Here is a 25,805-nt window from a genome sequence, read left to right as displayed (position 1 = left end):
CAACAACCTAGCCTTACTCTACTACTCCCAAGGCAGATACAGCGAAGCCGAACCCTTTTACATCCAAGCTTTGGCACTCTGGCGCAAACTGCTGGGTGAAGAACATCCATCTCTCGCCACTAGCCTCAACAACCTAGCGTTACTCTACGGTTCCCAAGGCAGATACAGCGAAGCTGAACCGCTTTTAATCCAAGCTTTAGATATTTTTGAGCGACGGTTAGGCGCAAATCATCCCAATACTGTGGATATGCGTGAAGGTTTAGCATATTTACGCGATCGCCTCTCCCAAAATCCAGAATAAACTAGTTTTGTGCAAAGCGTACCGTGATAAAACTGAAAAGTGCGTTAGCGAAGCTCACCGAAGGTATCGCTTTAACTCGGACTTTCCTGTTCTGAACTCTGAGGTAGAATGAGGCTCCCCAATCTACGCCAGTTTTAGTTTTTAGCCTTAACCCAAGCGTATTGTTATATAGGCAATCGCCTGACTCGGAAAGTTTCATTACTTACAGAAATAATTGCCCCTAACTCTAAGTCTTCCTGACATTCACTTAAAACTTGCGTCAACCGTTCATTAATTGCATCATAATTTTCGTTCCCCAACCTAAACAAAATCACACTGGGTAAACTCTCCCCACTCACGGCTAAAAGTTGGGCAAAATCTAAATCTATAGTTAATAAAATTCTTGCTTCTGCACGGGCTTTAATTAAAATCTCATCATCTGGTAGTCTTTGCAAACCTTCATCGCGCAAATGCACTACATCATAACCAGCACCACGCAACCAAGTTACAGTGCGTAGTGAAATTCCCATATCTGCCAAAAACTTCATTATTACTTGTTAAGCACTTTTGAAGGTATAAACTCGTTCTTGAGTCAACCATGCTGCATAAAGAAGAGATTGACGAATATCTTCTGCTTCTAAATCAGGATATTCTTCTAAAATTTCTTCTGTGGACTTTCCATAAGCTACCAAATTTACCACTAAAGAAACTGGAATTCGCATCCCGCGAATGCAAGCTTGTCCAGCCATAATGCTAGGGTCAAATGTAATTCTCTCCAGACCTAACATAAACGATCGCTCCAAAATCTTTTTTATCGCTCTGAGGTGCAATGATGATATTGTAAAATCTAGCGCTCTATTTTTGATTGTAAACCCATAAGCGATCGCCTCCCCCCAAATCCAGAATAAGCTAGTTTTGTGCAAAGCGTACCGCGATCAAACTGAAAAGCGCGTTAGCGTTCGCAAAGCGTCTCGTAGAGAAGCTCACCGTTGGCGTAGCCTCTCGTAGAAAAGGTATCGCCTAGACTAAAATTCATATTGAACTAAGTAAAAATGCCATTCGACTTACTCAAAAGGAGCTTTTACTTACTCAAAAGCAGCTTTTACTTTCTCAAAAGCAGCTTTTACTTTCTCAAAAGCAGCTTTTACTTTCTCATTTTGGTGTTTTCCGCAAGCAAAAGCAGCTTTGACTTATTCAAACCCCAGTTTGCTTTCTCATTTTGGTGTTTTCCGCAAGCAAAAGAAGCTTTTACTTTCTCATTTTGGTGTTTTCCGCAAGTAAAAGCAGCTTTGACTTACTCAAACCCCAGTTTGCTTTCTCATTTGAGTAATTCACGCATTCATTTTGGTATATCATTGAGCCGAAAGCTGGCGTAGGCGTAGCCCTTCGGCTGCGCTCAGGAACCGCCCGTCGGAGACATCGCTTCTTGGAAATCTTAAAGACTATTCCATTCTTCTAACGTGATTTCCCGCTCTAGAATAACCTCAACTTCTCGAATCATCATCCGCAATTGCGGTACAGAATACTCATCATTAGAGGGAATAGTTAGGCGATATTCTCCGTAAACCATAAACTGATGTCTTGTTCCAGAAAAAGGGCCATCAAAGCCAAGCGGTCGTAATTTTTTTACAAAATCACGACGTTACAGGGTATCCATCGGCTCAAGAGTCGGCTTTTTGTTGAGGTCAATATTATCAATTACTGGTAGAGAATGTCCCAGCTTTAACCCAAGCAAAATCCAGTCTTCTAGCGTTGAGCGTAATTCATCCTCACACTCGCGCAAAGTTGATGCAAAGGCTATTACTCCTTTGCAAACAGGAATTCTACCTGCAAATGTACCATCTTCAAGCTTGTCATAAATTGCCTGGGCGATCGCTCGGTCAACATAATCGCTCAGAATAAACCTTATCGCCATGAAATCTCGCGTTGTGCTACCAGTTTAATCTTACGTTGAATGATGGTGCTTGGTCGATGCAACGTCTACAGTAATTATTTTATTACTTGCGATCGGAGATTAATCAACCGATGCCAAGATTTATCACTTTTGGTAATCAACCCAACTAATTTTATTTTTGAGGTAGATAATGGAAATTAAAGTTATTAACGAACAAGAAAATTTACAAGAAGTTATGCAGGTTTTGCTCACTCATTTAGAACCATCAAAAGTAATGAAATTTTGGGCAGCTTGTAAAATAAATGAAGGTGACTATTTGCAAGTTAAAGAAAAACTATTTGCTAAAGAAACGGTTGCCAGCTTATATGCCAAAATCAAAGAATTTCAAGATGATGATAGTAAACAATCGCTAGAATGAAGCTTATATTCCTGAATTAAAGTTTCAACTATGATAGCCTCGCCCCAACAAAACTACGTCACCGTTGAAGAATACCTCCAAATGGAGGAACAGAGCGATATCAAGCATGAATACATCGACGGCTACATCTACGCAATGGCTGGAGCGCTAGATCCACACGTTACCATTGCTCTTAACTTGGCGTCTCTCCTCCGTAATCATGTGCGCGGCTCTGGTTGTCGTGTTTACATCGCTGACATGAAAACCAGAATCGAATCTCTGAATCGCTTTTATTATCCCGATGTGATGGTTACTTGCGATCAACGAGATCGAGAAACGCCTGGTTATAAAAGATTTCCCTGTTTAATTGTCGAAGTTTTATCTAATTCTACCGAAGCCTTTGATCGGGGCGATAAATTCGCTGATTATCAAACACTGGAAAGTCTGCAAGAATATGTTTTAATTAATACAAAACGTCAGCGAGTTGAGTGTTTTCGACGTAATGAACAAGGGTTATGGGTTTTACAATCTTACACATCAGAGCATCAATCATTTCGACTCAATAGCGTGGATTTTGAAGAAACAATGGCAACACTCTATGAAGATGTAGTTTTTGAATAATCAATTATTATAAAGTATTCGACGCAATATTTAGTAAAATATATAACTGATAAGCCTTGAAAGCTTCCTTACCAGGCGGAAGCATTGATGAAAGCAGGCACAATTGATTAAATAAAAAGTTATGGCGCTCATAGTTCAGAAATACGGTGGTACATCTGTCGGTTCAGTCGAACGTATTCAAGCTGTTGCACAGCGTGTTTATAAAACTGTTAAAGCTGGAAACTCTATTGTCGTAGTGGTTTCGGCAATGGGCAAAACCACCGATGGACTCGTCAAACTAGCTACTGAAATTTCTCCAAATCCTAATCGCCGGGAAATGGATATGCTGCTTTCCACTGGCGAACAAGTAACCATTGCCTTACTCAGCATGGCTTTGCAGGAACTCGGACAACCCGCAATTTCCATGACTGGTGGTCAAGTAGGAATTGTTACCGAAGCTGAACACAGCCGCGCTCGGATTTTGCATATTGAAACTACTCGCTTAACTCGCCACATAAATGAAGGTAAAGTAGTTGTAGTAGCTGGGTTCCAAGGTATCTCTAGCGCCGGAGAGATGGAAATTACGACTTTGGGGCGTGGTGGTTCCGACACTTCAGCAGTGGCGATCGCAGCCGCTTTAAAAGCGAATTTTTGTGAAATTTATACAGACGTTCCAGGTATTCTCACTACAGATCCCCGGTTGGTTGCCGAAGCTCAGTTGATGGATGCCATCAGCTGCGATGAAATGTTGGAATTAGCTAGCTTGGGTGCAAAAGTGCTGCATCCCCGTGCTGTGGAAATTGCCCGTAACTATGGGGTTCCCCTTGTAGTTAGGTCTAGCTGGACAGATCAACCAGGTACTTGGGTGACATCAGCCAAACCCCAAGGGCGATCGCTAATCAATCTGGAAATTGCCCGTCCTGTAGATCATGTAGAATTTGACACTAACCAAGCAAAAGTCGCTTTGTTGCGCGTACCTGATAAACCAGGTGTGGCAGCCAGATTGTTTGGCGAAATTTCTCGGCAAAAAGTAGACGTGGATTTGATTATTCAGTCAGTTCATGAAGGTAACAGTAATGACATTGCCTTTACGGTGACAACACCAATACTAAAACGGGCAGAAGCAGTAGCAACAGCGATCGCTCCAGCACTGAGGAGTCAATCTAACCCCAAATCTGACGAAGCCGAGGTAATGGTAGAACATAACATTGCCAAAGTCAGCATCGCAGGTGCAGGAATGATTGGCCGTCCTGGCGTAGCTGCAAAAATGTTCGCCACCTTAGCCGAAGCAGGCGTGAACATCCAGATGATTTCCACCAGCGAAGTGAAAGTAAGTTGCGTAGTCAATGCAGCAGAATGCGATCGCGCCGTCAACGCACTCCGCACCGCCTTTGAGATTGAGGCAGGAGAGCAGAGAGCAGGGAGTAATGATGGAAAACTCAGCACTCAGCACTCAGCACTCAGCACTCAGCACTCCTCACCTCCCGTTCGCGGTGTCGCCCTCGATTTGAATCAAGCGCGTCTTGCGATTCGCCAACTGCCAGACCGTCCAGGGATGGCGGCAAAGTTGTTTGGATTATTAGCGCAACACAATATTAGTGTTGATATGATTATCCAATCTCAGCGTTGCCGGGTGATTGATGGTGTTCCCAGAAGAGATATTGCTTTTACAGTCTCGCGGATAGACGGGGAAAATGCCAAAAAAATGCTTACCCAAGTAGCGGCAGAGTTAGGATGGGGGGAAGTTGTTTTAGATAGTGCGATCGCTAAAGTAAGTATTGTCGGTGCAGGGATGCTAGGACAACCAGGTGTTGCGGCTAAAATGTTTGAAGCTTTAGCTCAACAACAAATCAATATTCAAATGATTGCCACTTCAGAAATCAAAATTAGTTGTGTTGTGGCACAAGAGCAAGGTGTTAAAGCTTTACAAGCCATTCATGCAGCCTTTGAACTGGCTGGTAGCGAGAAATTTGTCGTGCCAGCGTAAAATCTGAATCAATGAGCTTTCGCCCTAAATCCCTCTCCCAAGCTTGGGCTACCGTGTTTACACAAGTCAAATTACCCCCCTTAATCCCCCCTTGTAAAGGGGGGAAACAAGAGAATCTTATTCCCTTCCCTTTATAAGGGGAGGGTTAGGGTGGGGTAAAACCTTGGTTACTGAGCTATTTCAGACTTGTGTATACACCGTAGCAAGCTTGAGGGAGGGACTTTGCAATATACGCGCGGTAGCAGCCCACGCATCGATCTTATTTGAAGTTGCTTAATAAATAAATATTTATATTTTAAAATCACTAGTAATAACACGTAAGCTATAATCGAACAATTTATTAGACTATATTTATATTGATGAATAGTCATTTACTAGATGGACATTATCAAATACTAAAAACTCTCAATGATGGGGAAAAAGAGAAAACCTATCTAGTTGAAGATGTTAATCTTAATGGCCAAGAATTTATAGTAAAGCAGTTATCTCTTCCTAATAGCAATCCCCAAGCTTTAACAATCCTACGCCGCTTGTTTGCCAGCAAAGGAGAAACTTTAGAAAAACTCGGACAAGAACACGATAAAATTCAAAAGCTCATTGCTTCCTTTGAAGAAAATGAAGAATTTTATCTAGTCCAAGAATTCATACCTGGTAATCCTTTAACTGACGAAATTATCCAGGGACAACTTCTCAAAGAAGACCAAGTAATTACTCTTTTGTCAGAGATATTAGAAACTTTGGTTATTGTACATAGCTATGGCATAATTCATCGGAATATTACACCAGCAAATATTATTCGCCGGGAATCAGATAAAAAGTTAGTTTTGGTTAATTTGGGTACTTTTAATGAAGCAACCGATAATACTGTTGAAAATTCCGAGTATATGCCGATAGAACAAATTAACGGCAACCTCAAATATAACAGCGATATATATGCTTTAGGTATCGTTGCGATCGCCGCACTAAAAGCTTTACCTGCAAACGAAATATCTAATTTACGAAGTCAGAAAAATAAGCTGACAGGTGAAATACTTTGGCGCGATAAAAATCTAAAAGTTAACAGAAAATTAGCCAGAATTATTAATAAAATGGTGCGTTTTGACTGTCGTAAGCGCTACCAGTATGCAACCGAAGTATTAGAAGACCTGAAAAAATTAATAAATGTTGATGACAATCACCAAAAACAACATCAGAAAAAATTATTACTAGTTATAGGGGGGATAGCTGGCTGTATTACCCTTAGTGTTGCAGCGTGGCAATTGAGATCGCCAAAACTTGTAATTGATGCCCAAAAGACATTATATCAAGAGGGCGTAAATAAATATGAGTTAGGAAAGTATGACGGAGCAGTTGAAGATTTCAATCAGGCTATTAAATTAGATCCGCAAAACGCTTTAGCTTATAATAGGCGAGGTGATGCTTATTATCGATTAGGAGACTACGAGCAAGCACAAGCAGATTCTAGTCAAGCTATTTTACTTAATCCTCAAGATGCTAATGCCTATTTTGACCGAGGATTTGCTCTTTCGGCATTAGGCAAATACAAAGAAGCGATCGCAGATTATACTCAAGCAATTAAGTTAAATTCTAAAGATGCTTATGCTTACTATGGACAAGGATTAGCTCGTGCTCAATCGAAAGATAACAAAGGCGCAATTGGAGATTTTAGCAAAGCGATCGCTCTTAAACCCCAGTATACTGAAGCCTACTTGCAACGAGGTATTCTTCGCCGTCGCCTCAAACAAAGACTTGAAGCAATCCAAGATTTTGATAAAGTAATTAAGATTAATCCTAGTGATGCCAAAGCTTATTATCAAAGGGGTTTAACTCAATCTATTAATAAACAAAAAGATCAAGCAATTAAAGATTATACAGATGCAATCAACATCAATCCCAAATACATAGAAGCTTATCTTAATCGTGGTGATATTTACAGCGATCTGGGAAAAAAAGTAGAAGGTACTGAAGATTACAACACTATTTTACAAATCGATCCTAAATTTATTGCAGCTTATATTCACAGAGGTATTCACCGCTTTTCTTTTGGAGATTATAAAGGTGCTATTGAAGATTACACCGCAGCGCTAAAACTAGATACTAATAATGTAGCAGCTTACAATAACCGTGGTAACGCTTATCTCGAACTGGGAAATAAAAAAGCTGCAAATCAGGATTATTCACGAGCGATCGCAATTAATGCTAACAACGCCTTAGCCTATTATAACCGGGGTGTGATTCGCACCAAGCAGAAAAATAAACTGGGTGCGATCGCAGATTTCAAAAAAGCTGCAAAACTATTCCAACAGCAAGGGGAACAAGATAGTTATCAAGATGCACGGCGTGAAATTGCAATTCTGCAAAATAAGTCAGCACCAGCGCCAACTATTCGCCCAAAATCTGGGAAAATAGAAAAAAATTGAGTTTCCACTCAATATAGTGTCGACTATCAACAGTCAAAACTCTTAGAGAGTGATTGTGCTATTTAAATGTGTTTTACTTTACAAATTTACGGCTATTACTTTATCAAACTAGTTTTGATGGTTTGTAGTAAGCATTTTATTGCTTATAAAACAAGGGCTAAAGTCCTGATTAATTCCCATGAGTCACAGTATTTTATTACGACTCAATTAGGATTCCTATATGCTAATTCTCCTGACTTTTTATCCAGATAACCTAGAAATATTCACCCATAGAGATGTCGATACGGTACTGAAAAGAATTGATGGTTCTCAGAATAATTGGTTGCGTTGTGTTCACTTCCGCGATCGCACTGGAACAGCCAGAATTATCAAGCACTTTGGACTAAATCCATCTCGTGTTAACATGATTTTCAACCATTCCCCTGTAGGAATTGATGAAGATATAGAAGATTGTTTATTTGACAGCTATGAAATCCTAAGTTCTCAAATAAAAAATAATGAGTTTGAGGTTGTGCGTGGTAATATTGTGGTTGGAAATAATTTTATCATAACTTTTGAAATCACCGAACTAAAAATTTTAAGTATTTTAACTAATAATCTTCAAAAGCGAACTATAGATATTCAAAAATTGGGAATTGACTATCTTTTTTATCTCATATTTAAAGATATTTTAAATAATTATGAAACTGTATTTACCTATATTTCTAGAAAACTTGATGATTTAGAAGATGAAGTTTTAGACAATTCTGGTGATGAATCAACGTACCAAAAAATTGCCACAATGAGGCAATCTACTCGTTCTGGACGCCGTAATTTTCAAAGCATCAAGTTACTTATGGCTATTATGAATAATGAAGATTTCCAATGGATCAGCCAGCCAGTAAAAGAACTATTCAATCAAGAATTGGTTCATCACGTTGATAAACTCTGGCAAGAATATCAAGCTATAAGAGCCTGGATGTCAGAACTAATGGAAATTCAACGCGATAATATTGCTAGTAAAACAGGTGAACGAATTAATCGCCTGACTATCCTCTCAAGCATATTTCTACCAATCACTTTTCTGTCTGGTTTCTATGGTATGAATTTCAAATATATGCCGGAATTAGAACAACCTTGGGCCTACCCTGTAGTAATCTGTATGATGGCATTAATTGTGATTGGCAGTATTGTCTATGCTAAAAAACAACGTTGGTTGTAATATCTATAAAATTACGAAAAAAATATTATCAACTCATTAAAAAGGTTGTTATTTGAGCCTGTTGGTGCGGAATAAGTTAAATTTCTATATATACTTTATTTAGGTAAACTGAATTAACCCTAAATCGGCAAACAAACGTGAATTTACCATTAATTATTCGTGCTGAAGAACACAACGAGAAAACAGCAATTTTGACAACGGACGGAGCATTTACCTATCGGGATTTGCTCCACACTTCCAGTCAAATAGCAACAAGTCTTCTTCAAAATACAGAAGATTTACAAGAGCAGCGAGTTGCCTTTCTCATTCCGCCTGGGTTTGAGTATGTAGCCACTCAATGGGGAATTTGGCGGGCTGGTGGCATAGCTGTACCTCTGTGTATTTCCCACCCACGTCCAGAATTAGAGTATGTAATTACCCATTCTGGAGCATCGATTATTGTTGCTCATCCTAATTTTGAGGGTATACTGCGATCGCTCGCTGAAGAACACAATTTGCGATTTATCCTCACCTCAGAAACGCTTCCACATAATATTAGTCGCCTCCCAGAGATAGATATCACGAAACGCGCCTTAATTCTCTACACTAGCGGTACAACAGGTAAACCAAAAGGTGTAGTTACAACTCATCAAAATATTCAAGCGCAAGTGACTAGCTTAATCACAGCTTGGGAATGGACATCGGATGATTGCATTTTACATATTCTGCCACTACATCATATTCATGGAATTATTAACGTACTGACTTGTGCATTATGGGCTGGAGCAGAATGCCATATATTGAGCAAGTTTGATGCCGAAACCGTTTGGAACCGAATTTGTGATGGTGACTTAACTCTATTTATGGCAGTACCAACGATTTATGTAAAACTGATTGCGGCTTGGGGAATTGCCTCAAAGGAACGCCAAAAAATCATGTCAGAAGGCTGTGCTAAAATGCGCCTGATGGTTTCTGGTTCGGCAGCATTACCAGTTCAAGTTTTAGAAAAGTGGCAAACCATCAGCGGCCATTTTCTACTGGAACGCTATGGTATGACTGAAATTGGGATGGCGTTATCAAACCCTTTACACGGTGAACGGTTGTCTGGATATGTGGGGAAGCCTCTGCCTCAAGTTGAAGTGAGATTAGTAAATGAGAACGGAGAGTTAGTTCCAGGGGGGACACCAGGAGAGATCCAAGTTAAAGGCCCCGGAGTGTTTCTCGAATATTGGCAAAACCCCGAAGCAACCGCCAAAGCCTTCCAAGATGGTTGGTTCCGTACTGGAGATACCGCCGTAGTGGAGAATGGCAACTACCGAATTCTGGGACGGATGAGCGTGGATATCATCAAAACTGGAGGGTATAAAGTTTCAGCTTTAGAAATTGAAGAAGTATTGCGATCGCATCCAGATATTCAGGAATGTGCAGTGGTTGGAGTTGCTGATTTAGAATGGGGTGAACGGGTGTGTGCGGCGTTGGTATTGCAAGACTCACAACCTTTAACATTAGAAGCTTTCAGAAGTTGGGCAAAAGAGCGATTGGCTGTCTATAAAGTGCCAACCCAAATTTTGATAGTTGAAGAATTACCGCGCAACGTGATGGGTAAAGTTACTAAACCGACGGTGGTTGAGCTATTTTGCTGATAGCGATCATCCACACTGAACTAGACCTAGAAATTTTAAACCTTGTAAGTCCTTAAAAGTAAGTGAATCCCCAGTGATCTCTTCGGATAACATGAGAAAGTTATAGCTAAGTGCTGAGTGCTGAGTGCTGAGTGCTGAGTAAAAATCCAGTTTTTTCAGGACTTTGAGCAATCAACACTGTCCTAATCTGTGTGACTACGGCTATAACAGCTTAATAACAGATGAGCGAAACTGTTTACATCGAAACCATGTGGAAAGATGAAATTCTTGAAGAGATTTATAGAATTCGAGAAGAACATGCAAAGGCTTTCAACTACGATTTACAAGCAATTTGTGATGATTTGCGACAAAAGCAAGCTGCAAGTAATCGGCAGATTATTTCACAGCCACTCAAACAACCCAATCGCCAAAATAACAAATGAGTTCGCCGAAATAGCAAATGACGTAATTATTGTAGAGACGGCGATTCATCGCGTCTCTTGCCTTAACCGAACAGTATTGCGATCGCTCCTATCTAGTTTCCCATCCCTTCGGAGGTTTGGGCGGACACCAAAAGAGGTTTTTGCTGGACACACCAAGGGATTCCAGAATTTCTCGCATTACATCTGTGCAGTACATCCAATGTCCTAAATCGTCATACATGCGATCGGGATTAAACTCGACATTGTAATGCAGCACATTAGGAAGGTCTAAAAACTCATCACTGCTTTGGGGAGAAAGAAGCAAGAGATGAAATGGTTTCCCCTGGCATTGTTTTTGCAGCTTGTTAACTAAATCTATCACACCACCGCGATCGCTAATTCCTGTGCGAACAAAAAGCACTTTGTCGCAGTGCTGCAATGCGTACCAAAACCTTTCAGAGCGTGCTGTGTAGCGAATGCGCATCCGTTCATGGACGGGAAACATATCATTCGTTGGGTCGTCTGTCTCCTCGACTTCATGGGCAAAGGATAAACCCGACCACTTACCGTGGTAAATTCTACCTGCATCGGGACTGTAATGCAAAAAAGCAGGGTTCCACATATCATCAAAACCGTGTTCGATCGCATCCGCAACATCTGCAATATTAGTCGTGCGTGTGAGATCGAAGGGAAAGGCGGGGCCATCATACTCCATTTTATATAACATCATGCGGACGGCACAGCGATCGCCAAGGGGAAGAATCGCCACACGGCTGATATCCGATAACTCACATTTGTATTGGAACAACACCGCAGACTTAGGTGGTGCTTTCACCCGGCTTTCTAGCCCATCCTTACCAATCATCATCGTGCGAAAAGGGACATCGGGATAAAGCGGATCTTCATAAACTCCTGATGGTATGGCTTTAAGTGCGTCGCAAACCTCCGTCCACATTGGCTGGATGTTGTACTCGCTGTCTGATTCGTTGATTATCCAGAGGTGGCGTTCATCCGCTTGCAAAATCCCCAAATGACCGTTATAGAATAAAACGTTGTTCGGCGAAAATAGATTGAAGGCAGCGCTATATTCTAGATCGGTATTAGGGGGGATGTTGATTGTAGTTGCGATCGCACCATCCTCTACAGCCAAGAAGGGGAGCGTCCCCGGCTGGGTATTCTTCGCAATGTAAATACCTGATATCAATCCAGCCTTACTTTGCAGTGCAGTTTGTAGTTCTTGCCAATAGGGAGCGATGGTGTAGCTGTATTCTGATGAATTAACAATCCGTAAACGCTTCTCTTCCATGCAGACAGAGACATGAAAGCCCCCATTATTAAAGTAGATGGGAAATTCATTCTGTTGCTGGAAGCGTTGTTTTTCTTTTGCTAATTCGTCTTTGTCGATATCGAATAAATGGTGGTCGATCTGCTGATACATGAGGCTATGACCGACTGTATTCGGGTGAGCCGGATCAAAGGATGTCCCCGCTTTCCATCGTCCTTGTCCATCATCTACAGCTGCCAACCAATCCAGTACAGGTACGCCCCAACTGAGCATCCGGTTGTGTGTGTCTCGGATTAACCAGTAATGTTCCAGGGAATAATTCCCGTTGGGATAGACTCCGCCCAGAATTGGGATTGCTCCGATGTCGCGGGTCATTTTCACAAGCTGCTGCAAGCCACTTTCAAACCGTCGCTGTACTGCCCGCCGTTCATGAGGGGGACAGTAGGCTAATCCTTCGTTGCCCAGAGACAGGGCAATGATTACGATATCCGGTTGTTCTGGGGTGACAAACCAGGGGAATCGAGCGATCGTTTTGCTGACATTCGCCCCCACCTCCGACACATTCACGAGTTTATGACCATATTTTTGCTTCAAAGCCTGTGCCAGCAGCCAGTCCCAACCTTTCAAAAACCAAGCTCTATGACCTAATGCGACGGAACTGCCAATGACCACGATTTTTAACCCTTCAGACTCTTCATCCAGGGGTATTCTGACAGCAGGCTGCTCAATGTATCCGAAGGGATAAGGTTGTAAATAACTGAATACGCCATCATCCACAATAATTTTGCTGGCATCATCGTTAGAGTCAATCGGAATCCAGCGATTTGTATCTAGTAAGCTCTCCCATCGGGCGTTGCCGTTTGCATCGAGACGTATGTATTTATATTCAACTCTCTGTCCATCGCCTGATTCCAAAGGCGGCTGAATGTCAAATTCTATATCTGTCCACCATAAAGGATAGCGATCGCCACTTGTACGCAGATGAACACATTTGCTAATGTCCCACAATCCCAACTCTGGAGTAGAACCCACCAGACCAATGGATTCGCCCGTTTGAGTGTATGCACTGATCTGGAATCGATACATAAAGTTTATCCTGATTTAGTGAGGACAATACCAAACGGTCAGCTGAATCCTTAAATCTTTTTTGAGAATATCACATAGAACTCTTAAGAATCCGGTATTAATCTTTTTAACTATACGTAAGCTCTGATTTACATCACCCAAAGCTAGAGCAGGCAAGCTTTTCAAAAATTAAATTGGATTTTTATAGAAGAATTTTATACTGATTAAATACAATCTATTGTATTAAAAGTCTTAGTACAACTAAGAACAAATCAAAAAAAGGATAAGATTAAGTTAAATTTGTCCTTCAGTAGCATTAAAATCCTGGTAGAAATGCAAAATTGGACTAGGCTTCACCTAACTGCGCTAACTTATCTCTACATTCTTTGTCAGCAAATGTCCAATAAACTGTTCCTCTCAATGATTCAATATCGACAGGTTTGATTAGGTAAGTCTGCAATAGATACCCAATAATGCAGTCTATCAAGGGTAATTTTTAGCAGCATTTTACAATAGACTTCTTGGCATTTGTCGGGGTAAAGGGGAAGGTGGGGCCCCCTCTGGGAATAAGGGGCAGGGGAAAAGGGTAAAGAAACTCAAAATCCTTTCCCTTTAACCTTTTTCCTTTTCCCTAAGAGTGCAAAAATATATTTTTGCAAGAGGTCTAATGAGTTCGCATAGCTTTTCAGGTAAATAGACTACGCAGTAGGGGCACAAGTCCTTGCGTCCCTACTGGGATGTGTCTAAACATGAGCATCTGAAAAACATAAATAAATATTAATATCTTAATAGCTATATATGAATGAATAGTTAAATAATCTTAGGATAAATAAAAATAGCTGGGATTTGCATCGGCAGTTGTACTTGTTGAATAGAGTGATGCACATCCTTTCTAAACCTAGAATAACAATTTTTTAGCTGGTCGTGACAGCCATCGTGAGTTGGTGACTGTCGAGAAACTTTGCGCTTGAACATGAAGGAAGCAACAATGAGTAGCAATCTAGCCATCAAACTCCGCTCTGGAACTCAACAAGCCCACACATCAGCGGAAAATGTGGCATTCATGAAATGTTTTTTGCAAGGAGTTGTGGATAGAGACTGTTTCGCCAAATTCTTAAGCAACTTGTATTACGTGTACAGCGAACTAGAAGCGGCATTAGAAAGCCATGTAGAACATCCTGTGATTAGTCGAGTTTACTTTTTGGAACTTAATCGCCAATCCTCGCTCGAAAAAGACATGGTGTTCTATTATGGGGATAATTGGAGAGAGCAAATTACACCTTCACCTGCTGCCCAGAGCTACATTGACCGCATTCGGGAAATTTCTACTAGTGAACCAGTCTTATTGCTAGGTCATGCCTACACTCGCTACATGGGCGATCTTTCTGGGGGTCAAATGCTACAAAAAGTTGCTCAGTCAGCCCTGAAGCTTTCTGGCTATGAAGGCACATCGTTTTATAACTTTGAGCAAATTCCTGACAAAAAGGTATTTAAGGATAAGTATCGTCAGGCATTAAATGCATTACCCATTGATGATATAACAGCAGAACGGATTGTTGCAGAAGCCAATAATGCCTTTGGCTTCAATTTAAAGATGGCTCAAGAGTTAGAGGGAAGTTTAATTAAAGCACTTGGTCAAGTTCTCTTTAATAGCCTCACTCGTTCTCAGAATTCAGGTAGCACTGAAATAGCTGCGGCTAATTAATTTTGTCATTTGTCATTTGTCATTTGTCATTTGTCATTGCGTAAAGAGGCAGAGGGGAAAAACTTACTGTAACTTCTCCCCTGCTCCCCTGCTCCTCGGTCACTGAGCGTAGCCGAAGTGCTGCTCCCCATTAATCGCGTCTCTACCTACTCCCTTCATTCATTGGAAAGCAACTCAATGGTTTTTCTATTACCTGGTGTCAAGTTTGATCTCGATCTGATTCAAAAGTACGACACTCGCGCACCTAGATATACCAGTTACCCGCCCGCTACAGAGTTAAGCGAAACATTCACTGAAACTGATTTTAAGGCCGCGATCGCCGCATCGAATCAACGCAAAACCCCTCTTTCATTGTATTTCCATATCCCCTTTTGCCAAAGTGCTTGCTACTTCTGCGGCTGTAATACAGTAATTTCCAACAACAAGAATATTGCTAAACCTTACGTGGAGTCTTTGGTTCAAGACATTAAAAACACCGCAGCTTTAATCGATTCTGATAGAAAAGTGCTGCAAATCCACTGGGGAGGTGGTACTCCTAATTACTTAGAGCGTCACCAAGTAGAATTTTTATGGAAAAACATCAATCGCTATTTCAACATCGATCCCCAAGCAGAAATCTCAATTGAGATTAATCCCCGCTATATCGAGAAAAACTACATTTTCTTTCTGAGACAGATTGGATTTAACCGCATTAGTTTTGGCATTCAGGATTTTAATCGCCAAGTTCAAGTAGCTGTAAATCGTGTCCAGCCAGAAGAAATGCTCTTTGATGTCATGAGTTGGATCAAAGAAGCTAAGTTTGAAAGTGTGAATGTAGACTTAATTTATGGTTTACCTTATCAAACACGTGAGACATTTCAAGAGACGCTGAAAAAAACGATTGAATTAGATCCTGACCGAATTGTTGTCTTTAACTTTGCTTATGTGCCGTGGCTCAAACCGACACAAAAAAATATTCCTCAAGAGGCGCTACCCCCAGCGGAGGAAAAGTTAGAGATTCTGAAAATGACCATTGAAGAATTGACGAATAACCAATATCTATTTATTGGGATGGATCATTTTGCTAAAACTAATGACGAATTAGCGATCGCTCAACGCAATGGCACTCTTAAACGCAATTTTCAAGGCTATACTACACACGCCGAAACAGAATTATTTGGTTTTGGTGCAACATCCATCAGTATGTTAGAAGATGCTTATGCTCAAAACCACAAGGAGTTAAAGGATTATTATCAGAAGACACTGGCAGCAGGTAGTTTACCTATTAGCAAAGGTATCAAGCTCACTCATAATGACATTATTCGACGGGATGTGATTATGGGTATTATGTCTCATTTTCAACTTCATAAGCAAGATATTGAAAACAAATATCATATCAGTTTTGATGAATATTTCTCTGAAGAACTAAAGGCTTTAAAACCACTAGAAGCCGATGGCCTAGTCAGTTTATCAAAAAATCAGATCCAGATCACCGACATCGGTAGATTACTAGTTAGAAACATTGCCGTCATATTTGATACTCACACAAGAACGCGAGAGACAAAGTTCTCCCGCGCTATTTGATATCACTTCTGCAAATCTTTACCACATAATATTCCCTCAATTTACCTTAAAAATCAAAGTTGAGGGGATATTATTAAGACTATAGTAATCCGATTTTATGTTTGAACTGATTTGTGTGGTGTATGAAGCGCAGTGCAAGCCGGATAGGCAGTCAAAAGGCAATTGGAATAAAGTTGTTAAATAAAAATCTGCAATAAAAATCTTGGTTAATTATTTATAATTAATGATGAGTTGTAACGAAAATTCTCAAAAGTTGAATAAATATTTTAATACATCCCCAATAAGTTAGATACAACTTTACTCCTTAAGATAGAGATAAAAGAGAATATATATGTATTGAGTAGTAACTAGTATTTAGTTGTGCAGACAATAATTATGTCTATGATTAGATGTTTTTAATAAGTTATAGCTTACAAAATGCAAAAACTTTCATTTAGTATGAAGATGCAAAAAATGTAAATTCTCATCCAATCTGGATATAAATTATTTTGTATAACTTTTGGATTTAGCATTTACCCCATCTGGTAGAAAGAATTTGGGGTTGGAGTTGATAACTTAGATATTAAGTGAGTGAGATTGTTGAGGCGGTTATGAGTATTATTGCTTGGATAGTTTTAGGACTTTTGGCAGGTGCGCTCGCTAAAGCTATTTATCCTGGTTCTCAAGGCGGCGGAATTCTCTCCACAATGATTTTGGGTATCATTGGTGCTTTCGTCGGTGGAACTTTATTTACCTTGTTTAGAACAGGAACTTTGCAAATTACTGCGGCTGGCGCTGGTTTAACTTTTCCTGGTATTTTAGTGGCTGTGCTTGGTGCAATTGTTGCTATTTACCTGTGGGGATTAATCAGAAGAAGCAGCAATGTATAACCGCTGATTGGTAGTTATCAACCCTAAGATAATTGCTGTGTTTTATTCAGTCTTTTAGTTTATTACCAGTTTAAGAAGCTATAAAACATCAAATTAGCTCTATCTGGAAACAACTGAGAGATAACTTGATTCGTTTTGTAACACCAAATTTTGAGAAGTGTAAATCTATGTTTTTTCACAAAAAAGAGCCTATTCATGCAGTTAACGTTAGTGAACCAAACCCTCGTTTTGCTCAATTGCTTTTAGAGCAGTTTGGCGGAGCTACTGGAGAACTTAGTGCAGCACTTCAATATTGGGTTCAATCATTCCATGTCGAAAATGCTGGCATTAAAGATATGCTCCAAGACATTGCAATTGAGGAATTCAGCCATTTAGAAATGGTTGGTAAACTCATTGAGGCTCATACTAAAAATGTAGATCAAACAGAGGCTTACAAGAGTACTCTTTTTGCAGTTCGAGGAATTGGACCTCATTTTCTAGACAGCCAAGGTAATGCTTGGACTGCAAGTTACTTGAATGAGGGTGGAGATGTAGTACGTGATTTAAGAGCTAACGTTGCAGCCGAAGCTGGCGCTCGTCAGACTTACGAAGAATTGATTAAGTTGGCAACCGACAAAGGAACTCAAGAGACTTTAGTCCATCTGTTAACACGAGAAATTTCTCATACCCAGATGTTTATGAAAGCTCTAGATTCACTAGGTAAGTTGACAGATCCATTCTTTGGTAATATTAAGCCAGATGAAACTGTTGCTCTTTACTACAACCTATCTACAAACGGAAATGGTCAAGATGAGCGTGGCCCTTGGAATTCTGAGCCAACATTCAAATATGTGGCTGATCCGCTAGAAAGCCACTCTTAATTGCATAGGTTGCAGTCAGAATATAGGTTTATTTTGGGCAAAGAGGTTTTTGGCAGATTCTGAACAACTCCCAATAATCTGGTGGGTAAATAACCTACCTTTTTGAGAAAATGTTGGGCTGTTTAGCTACATTTGGTGAGCATAAAAATCCCGACTTTTCTAAGAAGTCGGGATTTTTATTTAAGTATTTGAGGATTACACTTAATTGAAAATAGCTAGAGCTATTAAATATTAATCCACACGGAAAAAGTTAGAGCGATCGCGGTTTCAATTTCTACCCCGATATTTCTGACTTCAGAAATTAATTCAACTCAAAATCAAAACTCAGAATCAGGAGATTAACTTGTGATTGTCAACGCTACGCCAACTGGTTGGGAAGTTATTTATCATCGTGCCCATGCTTTATTAGCAGCTGAACTAGCGGGACAATGGCGACGCAAAGACGCACCAGCAAGGTTATATGAAACAATAGCTGCAATTTCTCATCACGATGACTTAGAAAAAGAGTGGGAAGAAGATATTCTAACTGAAGCGGGTGCGCCAAAGGACTTCATGCTCTCCACAAATGCCGATTTAGATGCAGGTGTCGATAAATTGGCTAATTTGGCAAAGAATGCCCTTTACCGTGGACGATGGGTAGCTCTATTAATTTCTATGCACATCAGCCGTTTAAATGAGTCAAGCCGGGGTAAGTCTTCAAAATTAGACAAACTTTTAGACGAGCAACTTCAAAATCAGCAACGTTGGCGCAAAGAATTGGGCATCAAAAAGGAGGAAGTTGATGCAGCCTATGCATTTATGCAATGGTGCGATCGCCTTTCACTTATTCTCTGTCAGCAAGAACTACCTGATGATGAGCGGTTTTTAGAAATTAGCAAGGGCCCTGAAGGGGAGCGCTATGACATCATGCAGCGCAGTGATAACTTGGTTGTTGTTAAACCCTGGCCCTTCCAAGACGATAAATTCACGGTCACTGTCGAAGCCTGCGACCTCTCCCAGGTGAAATTTGAGAGCAGCACCGAATTATCTCAAGTACTACAAGAAGCGCCAATCAAGGTACTAGAGTGGACATTTGTTAAGAGTTAGATGCACAAAGCTTACAGCTATTTAGCTGAAAATAGCTGTAAGAAAACTAGCTTATGCGATCGCACTCTTCTATCAAATCCCTACTTGTATTTTTGCAATAGCGATCTCCGTAACGACTATTTCAGGGGGTTATCCTGTGGATATAATCCAAGCTGCAAAGATACAAGAATTAGCGATCGCATTTAGTGCCAAGGTAGTGAGGTCAATTTTAATTATTCTAATTTTTACCTAAAGATGCAGTTTTGAGGCAGATTGTTATTACTTATGATAGTTCCTTCAAATGATTCTGATGAGGGAAAGTAAATATACTTAATAACTGAGGTTCAAAGCATGGACTCAACAGGTAAGGTTCAAACTGTGGATTCGTCCTGGTCTCTTCCACTGCCGTTGAAAGAGTATGCAATGAGCCGAGTAACTGTCTACTTTTATAGCGACAGATGGGTTCCAATTAAATATTGTTCTTTGGAAAAAGCAATTTTGCTTCACCAAAAGGCAAGTTTAGAAGGCAAGGAAATTTTGTTATTTCCTACTAATATTGACCCTAATCAACTCTCAAACTCTTTTAACTAAAATGCATTGAGGTAGACTATCTTTCAAACATCTTGGCAACAAATTAGTCAGCTATAGAGGCGTACATATATATGTACGCTTCTACTTGTAAATGGGATTAAAAAATATGGTAATCTCTAACAAGAGTGCTTCAAAAGACAGTTTGTCCAAGAATGATATAAGCTTTGTTATCGTACTAATGGATTTTTGTTAATCGCTGCTGAGTTTACAGTTTGTTCAATTCTTTTTAATCTGGTTTCTGGACGTTTTGCACTGTCAATCCAAAAAAGAATATTCTTTTTGGATGAGTTATTAAATGCCTCAAAATACCCTTTGGCTGTTGTGTTTGTTTCTAAAGCCTGCTTTAAATCTAAGGGAATAATTAATGCTTCGATCGCATCTAAAGAGTTCCATGAACCATTTTCTTTTGCCGCTTCAATTTTTTCCAGACCAACTGTAGTCATCAAGCTTTGTTTTATAAGTTCTTCAATATATTGTTTATTTAATTTTGACCACACACTTTTCGGTTTTCGAGGTGTAAATATTTGCATATAACGTTCTTCGTCTAAGGATTTAACTTTACTGTCAATCCAACCAAAACATAAAGCTTCTTTTACCGCTTCGCTATATCGAACACTTGGTTTACCACTTTTTACTTTGTAGTAAATGAGCCACACACCAAGAGAGGTGCGATGGTTTTCTTCTAACCATTTTCGCCATTCTTCGCGGCTTTGAGGGCAGAAAGTGGGTAATTCATTATTAAGTTTAGATACACCAGTATTCTTATCTTTGCTAAGGCTAAGGTTTTTTTCTGTACTTTGCTGCATTGGTCGCTTACTGCTTAGTACTACGATTGCTAAGTCCAAATATATACGTAATAAAAGTTGTTTGAGCTACAAGGATTCCGAGCGCTGTACCACCAAGTGCTACCCTAGCTTGAAAACTTCCAAGCTCATCAAGCTTTCGGGTTTCAATAAATGTTGTGCGTTGGAAATTGAATTGCCATCTTGCTGCTTCTGAGTTGCCAAGATAACTCAGAGGTAGACTTAGAATATAACCAAGAACCGTAAATGCTAAAGCTGTAGGAATAGTCAGCTTCAAATTTTGAAATATTAATGAGCGCATGGAAAAAAATTAGCTAAATTTAAAGTTTTTACAACAATTTTAATAGTTAAAAATACTAGCCAAAGGTTGAACTTTAGTATTTTGAAAGTTGCAGATAATTTTATTCTGATATCAAACCAAACCAGAACGCAGTGCGACAACTGCTGCTTGCACGCGATCATCCACGGCTAATTTATTCATAATCCCTCGGACATGAGTTTTGATGGTGTTGGGACTAAGATAGAGCTTTTCGGCAATCTCTGGGTTGCTCAATCCATCTACCATCAGCTTTAACACTTCTAACTCGCGCCCAGATAAGTTGGCGGTGTTGGTGGTAGGTGAAGGCGGTTTGAGATTATCAATTACTCGCCGTGCAATTTGGGGATCGAGATAGGCTGCACCATCAACTGCGGCTGCGATCGCACTTAACAATCGTTCCACACTTGCACCTTTGATACAATATGCATCTGCACCGCTAGATAGTGCAGCAATAATTTCTGTCTCCGTTTGATGAGATGTCAGCATTACCACATGAGTCGCTGGTAGCGCCGCCTTAATTTGCTGTGTTGCGGCAATCCCATCCAATCGCGGCAATCCAATATCCATAACCACCAAATCAGGTTTCAGTTGCAGTGCAGCTTGAACTCCCAAATAACCATCTTCAGCTTGTCCAACAATCTCCAACTGAGGATGAGCCATCAACGATTGCTCTAATCCCAGTTGCATCATCGGATCGTCTTCGACAATTAACACGCGCAAGGGCGAAGCATTGACCGGTAAATTTAAGGGATAGCGAGTATCTAAAGACATTTTTATTAATTAAGAGTTAGGAGTTAGGAGTTAGGAGTTGGCGGTTAAGAGTTAAGAGTTAGGAGTCGCTTTCAAGGTTAGGTATTTAGGTTTCCAAGAAATCATTGAGTAACTTTTCAATTATTCAACTGAGATTTAGGGCTTCAGACAATTATGTTGGTTCTCAAACTCAAGAAATTTGTCTAATCTGAAAAACCTACCTAATCATAAACAAAGCAGAAAGTCAGGAGCTATTCATAACTCTTTAATTCTTAACTCCTAACTCCTAACTCTTAACTCCTAACTTAATTTTATTCTTCCACGCGATAGCCTAACTCTGCTAAACTAATCCGCGACTGTCGCCATTTTGGCTGGACTTTCACAAACAATTCTAGATAAACTTTGCCAGCGATTAATTTTTGAATTTGTTCGCGGGCTTCACTACCAATTGCTTTGAGCATCGCTCCACCTTTGCCGATAAGTATGCCTTTTTGAGAATCACGCTCGACGTTGATGGTAGCAAGTACACGGGTAATGCTGGGAGTTTCTTCTACTAGGTCAATGGCGATCGCTACTGAATGGGGTACTTCTTCACGAGTCAACAATAAAATTTGTTCTCGGATTAATTCACCCATAATAAAGCGTTCTGGCTGGTCAGTTACCAAGTCGGGAGGATAATATAATGGCCCAATTTCTAAATGCTCAATTAATAATTCTTGAAGTTGCGGTAATCCTGTACTAGTTTTGGCCGAAAATTTCACTATTTCCCATTCATGAGACTGGGCCATTTGAGCGTAACTATCATCTAGAAACTGCGAATCGGGCGGTTGTTGGTCGGTTTTGTTCACACCCAAAATCACTGGTGTTTTACTGCGACTGAGCAATTCAGCAATGTAGCGATCGCCCGATCCACAAGCCACAGATCCATCTACCACAAATAACACTACATCTACCGATTCAATGGCAATTTTGGCATTTTGCACCAATACTTCGCCCAATTGATGATGGGGCTTATGAATTCCTGGCGTATCTACAAATATTAACTGCGCTTCTGGTGTAGTTAATACACCGCGCAAACGGTTACGTGTAGTTTGCGCTACTGGTGATGTAATGGCAATTTTTTGTCCTACTAACTGATTCATCAAAGTAGATTTACCGACATTTGGACGACCAACAATGCCGATAAAACCTGATTTAAACTCAGGAGGAGCCTGGGGAATTGTTACTTCTCCTGAAAAAGAGAAGTTGTAATTTTCAATACTAGTCACCTTTGGCTCCACCCTCATATTTTATAGTTGGGATAACTTGGTTTGTTCTTAGACACAAAATAGGCATAAAATTACCCTGGCATTTTTAGGGATTGCTTTTGCCGAGGTTTAATCTACTACCGACTCTACACTTATATTTTACAGCTGAGATAACCTGACTTGTAATATTCGGGAGTCAGAATTCAGTAATCAGAATATTAAAAAAATTAAACTCCAAGTTTACCTCATTTCACCGATAATCATACCAAACCCACATAAATTCTAACTTCTGGCTCAAGAGTTGCTGAATTTTTAGACTTTGTTTTGTTTTTAGATCCAAAAGAAACATAAAATTACTTTGGCATTAACAGGTAGGACTTTTGCTTAGGTTTAATCTGCTAACTTTGGCTTAAGTTTCATCGACTACTTAATATATACATTTGGATCAAAATGTCAATAAAAGATGTGGGACAACCCAAACGCATAGGAATTCTGACAAGTGGAGGTGATTGTTCTGGCTTGAATGCTGTGATTAGGGCTGTAGTAAATTGTGCTGTAAATACTTACGGCTGGGAGGTTTTGGGAATCCGTCAAGCGACTCTAGGATTAATGGCGCGTCCGCCACAATTCACCAAGCTGGAAGTTGACCAAGTTGACTCGTTGTTAACTGCGGGTGGCACAATGTTGGGGACAACCAATAAAGGCGACCCTTTTGCTTTTCCAATGGCGGATGGAAGTTTATACGATCGCTCCGAAGAAATCATTGCAGGTTATCATGAACTAGGTTTAGACGCTTTGATTGGCATTGGCGGTGATGGTAGTTTGGCAATTTTGCGTCGCCTCGCTCAACAAGGTGGTATTAATCTAGTAGGTATTCCCAAAACCATTGATAACGATATTGGCGTTACCGAACACGCCATCGGTTTTGATACAGCAGTAAATATTGCCACGGAAGCATTAGATCGATTACATTTTACTGCTGCAAGTCATAGCCGAGTCATGATTTTGGAAGTAATGGGGCGTGATGCCGGACACATAGCAATAGCTGCGGGAATTGCAGGGGGAGCAAATGTAATTTTAATTCCCGAAATTCCTTATACAGTTGAGCATATTTGCCACAAAATTAAAGAACGCCAAGAGAAAGGCAAAAACTATTGTTTGATTATTGTTTCCGAAGCAGTTCGTACCCAAGATGGCGAAAATGTGACGATTACCAATCGCTTAGGTCAATCTCGATACGGTGGAATTGGCGAATATTTAGCCGATGAAATTATTCAGCACATCGGTGTAGAAACGCGAGTCACAGTTTTAGGACACATTCAACGGGGTGGAACTGCTTCACCACTAGATAGATTAGTTGCAACAGCCTTTGGCGTAGCAGCAGTTAATCTAATTGCCGAAGATAAATACGATCGCATGGTGACATGGCAAAATCGTCGAGTATTAAGTGTACCAATTACAGAAGCGATCGCTCAATATAGCGCTGTCGATCCCAATGGTACTTTAGTTAAAACTGCTCGTGGTATGAGTATTTATTTGGGAGACTGAATTGAGTGCTGAGTGAGGAGTGCTGAGTGAGGAGTGCTGAGTGCTGAGTGCTGAGTGCTGAGTGCTGAGTGCTGAGTGAGGAGTGAGGAGTGAGGAGTGAGGAGTGAGGAGTTAAAAAACTCTAAACTCCCAATGACAAATGACCAATGACCAATGACCAATAACCAATGACAAATGACAAATGACTAGCTAATAATTCCTAACACAAACTCGCCTTCATTCACGGCTTGATTGGTTGCGACATCATAAACCAATCCATCATGTTGAGCACAGACATCAATTACAGTAGGTAGTTGACCTTCTTTGTTAAAACTGAGAATCTGATAGAGTTTTTCACCAGCTTTGACTGTGCTACCTAATTCGATTCTGGATTGAATCATACCACCTGCGATCGCATAATATTTTTTCCGGTTGCTGTTAGATTTAAAAGTCATTTCATGGGTTTTTGTGTCATCTGAAAAATTAGGAATTTGCAGTACACCCTTTTGCACTAAATAGTTTTTCACACCTCTTACGCCTTTAGCAACTGAATCAGGGTTTATTTGCATTCCTGTTCCTAATTCCAGTGTCCAAGCTTCTACATCAAACTTGATTTCCCTACCCAACTCTTTAAAACAAGCTTCCAATGCTAACCAAGGTTTGATAAAAGCTTCATCAAAAGCATCACCATCATACTTATCAAGCAAGATTCCGAAATCAAACCCGAAATATTTTGCACTCTCTTCTCGATTTCGGAAGTAGTAAAGGTAGTCTAAAGCTTGATTTGTAGAAGTATGTAAGTCAATTAAGTAATCTGCATCTAAACTGAGATTTTGTAGCTTGTAGGCAAAAAGCTCAGTGTAAGGAACACCACTAGAAGAATTAAGTTTTTCTAAAGTTTTTGCGAATTGTTGCTTAATTATAGTTAGATAATTTTGTCGAATGACCTTTAGAACACTATGAAGTTGAGATTTAGTAAAAGCTACTAAATCATCAGCTTCTTTCTCGTAATCCCAAAAGATGCGATTCCAGTCTTTGGCTTCGTAAATGCAATATCGTCCAGGAGAAAAATGATGAGCGCGTTCATTTGTACCCATTGGATTACAAACGGGAACTAACCAAATTTCTCCAGTTAAATCTGTATCATTTATTGTTAATAAAAACTCAATTAGCTGGTGAATTACGGCATTACCAGCAATTTCTGCACCGTGCAGATTAGATTGAATGTAAGCCTTTTTACCAGGTTGAGCGCCGATGAATTTGTATATTTGTAAGTAGAGGCGATCGCCCGAAGCCATTTGACGTAATACAATGCTTTCAATAACTGGCAACATAAAATAACTCAGTGATAATT

General features: G+C 40.1%; 25 protein-coding genes. 15 read left to right on the top strand and 10 right to left on the bottom strand.

What is annotated here, in order from left to right; genetic code table 11:
* Window positions 1–301: tetratricopeptide repeat protein (locus RMY16_RS16665; RefSeq protein ID WP_322737333.1), on the top strand; the 301-nt coding region annotated here is incomplete at its 5' end.
* Between the two features lie 164 nt (window positions 302–465).
* Here RMY16_RS16665 and RMY16_RS16660 read toward each other — a convergent pair.
* The 4 genes from RMY16_RS16660 to RMY16_RS16645 all read right to left on the bottom strand — a co-directional run bounded on the left by RMY16_RS16660 (window position 466) and on the right by RMY16_RS16645 (window position 2,195).
* Window positions 466–828 carry a DUF5615 family PIN-like protein gene (locus RMY16_RS16660; protein ID WP_322737332.1) on the bottom strand — a complete coding sequence of 121 codons (363 nt, stop codon included), beginning with the start codon at window positions 826–828 and terminating at the stop codon, window positions 466–468.
* 9 nt (window positions 829–837) lie between these two features.
* Window positions 838–1,203, bottom strand: coding sequence for a DUF433 domain-containing protein (locus RMY16_RS33060; RefSeq protein WP_416211678.1), 366 nt, complete (start codon window positions 1,201–1,203; stop codon window positions 838–840).
* A 512-nt stretch (window positions 1,204–1,715) separates the two neighbouring features.
* Complete coding sequence (locus RMY16_RS16650) at window positions 1,716–1,850, bottom strand: hypothetical protein (RefSeq protein WP_269141653.1); 135 nt, start codon at window positions 1,848–1,850, stop codon at window positions 1,716–1,718.
* Window positions 1,851–1,922: 72 nt separating this feature from the next.
* Entirely contained in the window at window positions 1,923–2,195 is a 273-nt protein-coding gene (locus RMY16_RS16645) for a type II toxin-antitoxin system HicB family antitoxin (RefSeq protein ID WP_322702391.1), read from the bottom strand.
* A gap of 169 nt (window positions 2,196–2,364) precedes the next feature.
* Between RMY16_RS16645 and RMY16_RS16640 the strand changes: the two genes are divergently transcribed.
* The 7 genes from RMY16_RS16640 to RMY16_RS16610 all read left to right on the top strand — a co-directional run bounded on the left by RMY16_RS16640 (window position 2,365) and on the right by RMY16_RS16610 (window position 10,823).
* Complete coding sequence (locus RMY16_RS16640; protein WP_322737331.1) at window positions 2,365–2,592, top strand: hypothetical protein; 228 nt, start codon at window positions 2,365–2,367, stop codon at window positions 2,590–2,592.
* A 30-nt stretch (window positions 2,593–2,622) separates the two neighbouring features.
* Window positions 2,623–3,192, top strand: a complete 570-nt coding sequence (locus RMY16_RS16635) for a Uma2 family endonuclease (protein ID WP_322737330.1) — start codon at window positions 2,623–2,625, stop codon at window positions 3,190–3,192.
* Between the two features lie 121 nt (window positions 3,193–3,313).
* Entirely contained in the window at window positions 3,314–5,158 is a 1,845-nt protein-coding gene (locus tag RMY16_RS16630; protein WP_322737329.1) for an aspartate kinase, read from the top strand.
* Between the two features lie 359 nt (window positions 5,159–5,517).
* On the top strand, window positions 5,518–7,578 hold the full coding sequence (locus tag RMY16_RS16625) for a tetratricopeptide repeat protein (RefSeq protein WP_322737328.1): 2,061 nt from the start codon (window positions 5,518–5,520) through the stop codon (window positions 7,576–7,578).
* 220 nt (window positions 7,579–7,798) lie between these two features.
* Window positions 7,799–8,779, top strand: coding sequence for a magnesium transporter CorA family protein (locus tag RMY16_RS16620; protein WP_322737327.1), 981 nt, complete (start codon window positions 7,799–7,801; stop codon window positions 8,777–8,779).
* A gap of 137 nt (window positions 8,780–8,916) precedes the next feature.
* Window positions 8,917–10,401, top strand: coding sequence for an acyl-CoA synthetase (locus RMY16_RS16615; protein ID WP_322737326.1), 1,485 nt, complete (start codon window positions 8,917–8,919; stop codon window positions 10,399–10,401).
* A gap of 221 nt (window positions 10,402–10,622) precedes the next feature.
* Window positions 10,623–10,823: a hypothetical protein gene (locus tag RMY16_RS16610; protein WP_322737325.1), complete on the top strand. Its 201-nt coding sequence runs from the start codon at window positions 10,623–10,625 to the stop codon at window positions 10,821–10,823.
* Between the two features lie 88 nt (window positions 10,824–10,911).
* Here the strand turns inward: RMY16_RS16610 and RMY16_RS16605 are convergent, their stop codons facing one another.
* Window positions 10,912–13,173, bottom strand: a complete 2,262-nt coding sequence (locus RMY16_RS16605) for a DUF1796 family putative cysteine peptidase (protein WP_322737324.1) — start codon at window positions 13,171–13,173, stop codon at window positions 10,912–10,914.
* 967 nt (window positions 13,174–14,140) lie between these two features.
* Between RMY16_RS16605 and RMY16_RS16600 the strand changes: the two genes are divergently transcribed.
* The 6 genes from RMY16_RS16600 (at window position 14,141) to RMY16_RS16575 (ending at window position 19,805) form a co-directional block, all read left to right on the top strand.
* Window positions 14,141–14,857 carry a heme oxygenase (biliverdin-producing) gene (locus RMY16_RS16600; RefSeq protein ID WP_322737323.1) on the top strand — a complete coding sequence of 239 codons (717 nt, stop codon included), beginning with the start codon at window positions 14,141–14,143 and terminating at the stop codon, window positions 14,855–14,857.
* Window positions 14,858–15,034: 177 nt separating this feature from the next.
* Window positions 15,035–16,420 carry an oxygen-independent coproporphyrinogen III oxidase gene (hemN, locus tag RMY16_RS16595; protein ID WP_322737322.1) on the top strand — a complete coding sequence of 462 codons (1,386 nt, stop codon included), beginning with the start codon at window positions 15,035–15,037 and terminating at the stop codon, window positions 16,418–16,420.
* Window positions 16,421–17,010: 590 nt separating this feature from the next.
* Complete coding sequence (locus tag RMY16_RS16590; RefSeq protein ID WP_322669414.1) at window positions 17,011–17,289, top strand: GlsB/YeaQ/YmgE family stress response membrane protein; 279 nt, start codon at window positions 17,011–17,013, stop codon at window positions 17,287–17,289.
* Window positions 17,290–17,456: 167 nt separating this feature from the next.
* Window positions 17,457–18,149 carry a manganese catalase family protein gene (locus RMY16_RS16585; RefSeq protein WP_322737321.1) on the top strand — a complete coding sequence of 231 codons (693 nt, stop codon included), beginning with the start codon at window positions 17,457–17,459 and terminating at the stop codon, window positions 18,147–18,149.
* Between the two features lie 345 nt (window positions 18,150–18,494).
* Entirely contained in the window at window positions 18,495–19,235 is a 741-nt protein-coding gene (locus tag RMY16_RS16580) for a DUF3891 family protein (protein ID WP_322737320.1), read from the top strand.
* Between the two features lie 357 nt (window positions 19,236–19,592).
* Complete coding sequence (locus RMY16_RS16575; protein WP_322737319.1) at window positions 19,593–19,805, top strand: hypothetical protein; 213 nt, start codon at window positions 19,593–19,595, stop codon at window positions 19,803–19,805.
* A gap of 167 nt (window positions 19,806–19,972) precedes the next feature.
* Here RMY16_RS16575 and RMY16_RS16570 read toward each other — a convergent pair whose 3' ends face one another.
* The 4 genes from RMY16_RS16570 to era all read right to left on the bottom strand — a co-directional run bounded on the left by RMY16_RS16570 (window position 19,973) and on the right by era (window position 22,963).
* Window positions 19,973–20,611, bottom strand: coding sequence for a YdeI/OmpD-associated family protein (locus RMY16_RS16570; RefSeq protein ID WP_322737318.1), 639 nt, complete (start codon window positions 20,609–20,611; stop codon window positions 19,973–19,975).
* 7 nt (window positions 20,612–20,618) lie between these two features.
* Window positions 20,619–20,909: a hypothetical protein gene (locus RMY16_RS16565; protein ID WP_322737317.1), complete on the bottom strand. Its 291-nt coding sequence runs from the start codon at window positions 20,907–20,909 to the stop codon at window positions 20,619–20,621.
* 111 nt (window positions 20,910–21,020) lie between these two features.
* Complete coding sequence (locus RMY16_RS16560; protein WP_322737316.1) at window positions 21,021–21,698, bottom strand: response regulator transcription factor; 678 nt, start codon at window positions 21,696–21,698, stop codon at window positions 21,021–21,023.
* 290 nt (window positions 21,699–21,988) lie between these two features.
* Window positions 21,989–22,963 (bottom strand): GTPase Era, encoded by a 975-nt coding sequence (gene era / locus RMY16_RS16555; protein ID WP_322737315.1) that lies wholly within the window; start codon window positions 22,961–22,963, stop codon window positions 21,989–21,991.
* 426 nt (window positions 22,964–23,389) lie between these two features.
* On the opposite strand from era, the gene RMY16_RS16550 reads away from it, so the two are divergent.
* A complete protein-coding gene (locus tag RMY16_RS16550; RefSeq protein WP_322737336.1) occupies window positions 23,390–24,472 on the top strand; it encodes an ATP-dependent 6-phosphofructokinase in 1,083 nt (360 codons plus the stop codon).
* Between the two features lie 185 nt (window positions 24,473–24,657).
* Here the strand turns inward: RMY16_RS16550 and RMY16_RS16545 are convergent, their stop codons facing one another.
* Entirely contained in the window at window positions 24,658–25,785 is a 1,128-nt protein-coding gene (locus tag RMY16_RS16545) for a succinylglutamate desuccinylase/aspartoacylase family protein (RefSeq protein WP_322737314.1), read from the bottom strand.
* Between the last annotated feature and the right edge of the window lie 20 nt (window positions 25,786–25,805).

This window comes from Nostoc sp. DedQUE12b (assembly GCF_034530835.1).
Taxonomy (GTDB): Bacteria; Cyanobacteriota; Cyanobacteriia; order Cyanobacteriales; family Nostocaceae; genus Nostoc.
This window is presented reverse-complemented; position numbering and strand designations above follow the sequence as displayed.

Bases quoted from the DNA above. Each gene is read 5' to 3' on its own strand.
- RMY16_RS16565 (WP_322737317.1), bottom strand. From the start codon at position 20,909: ATGCGCTCATTAATATTTCAAAATTTGAAGCTGACTATTCCTACAGCT.
- RMY16_RS16620 (WP_322737327.1), top strand. From the start codon at position 7,799: ATGCTAATTCTCCTGACTTTTTATCCAGATAACCTAGAAATATTCACC.
- hemN (WP_322737322.1), top strand. From the start codon at position 15,035: ATGGTTTTTCTATTACCTGGTGTCAAGTTTGATCTCGATCTGATTCAA.
- RMY16_RS16630 (WP_322737329.1), top strand. From the start codon at position 3,314: ATGGCGCTCATAGTTCAGAAATACGGTGGTACATCTGTCGGTTCAGTC.
- RMY16_RS16650 (WP_269141653.1), bottom strand. From the start codon at position 1,850: ATGGTTTACGGAGAATATCGCCTAACTATTCCCTCTAATGATGAGTAT.
- RMY16_RS16625 (WP_322737328.1), top strand. From the start codon at position 5,518: ATGAATAGTCATTTACTAGATGGACATTATCAAATACTAAAAACTCTC.
- RMY16_RS16610 (WP_322737325.1), top strand. From the start codon at position 10,623: ATGAGCGAAACTGTTTACATCGAAACCATGTGGAAAGATGAAATTCTT.
- RMY16_RS16545 (WP_322737314.1), bottom strand. From the start codon at position 25,785: ATGTTGCCAGTTATTGAAAGCATTGTATTACGTCAAATGGCTTCGGGC.
- RMY16_RS16635 (WP_322737330.1), top strand. From the start codon at position 2,623: ATGATAGCCTCGCCCCAACAAAACTACGTCACCGTTGAAGAATACCTC.
- RMY16_RS16600 (WP_322737323.1), top strand. From the start codon at position 14,141: ATGAGTAGCAATCTAGCCATCAAACTCCGCTCTGGAACTCAACAAGCC.
- era (WP_322737315.1), bottom strand. From the start codon at position 22,963: ATGAGGGTGGAGCCAAAGGTGACTAGTATTGAAAATTACAACTTCTCT.
- RMY16_RS16640 (WP_322737331.1), top strand. From the start codon at position 2,365: ATGGAAATTAAAGTTATTAACGAACAAGAAAATTTACAAGAAGTTATG.
- RMY16_RS16590 (WP_322669414.1), top strand. From the start codon at position 17,011: ATGAGTATTATTGCTTGGATAGTTTTAGGACTTTTGGCAGGTGCGCTC.
- RMY16_RS16645 (WP_322702391.1), bottom strand. From the start codon at position 2,195: ATGGCGATAAGGTTTATTCTGAGCGATTATGTTGACCGAGCGATCGCC.
- RMY16_RS16570 (WP_322737318.1), bottom strand. From the start codon at position 20,611: ATGCAGCAAAGTACAGAAAAAAACCTTAGCCTTAGCAAAGATAAGAAT.
- RMY16_RS16585 (WP_322737321.1), top strand. From the start codon at position 17,457: ATGTTTTTTCACAAAAAAGAGCCTATTCATGCAGTTAACGTTAGTGAA.
- RMY16_RS16660 (WP_322737332.1), bottom strand. From the start codon at position 828: ATGAAGTTTTTGGCAGATATGGGAATTTCACTACGCACTGTAACTTGG.
- RMY16_RS16560 (WP_322737316.1), bottom strand. From the start codon at position 21,698: ATGTCTTTAGATACTCGCTATCCCTTAAATTTACCGGTCAATGCTTCG.
- RMY16_RS16605 (WP_322737324.1), bottom strand. From the start codon at position 13,173: ATGTATCGATTCCAGATCAGTGCATACACTCAAACGGGCGAATCCATT.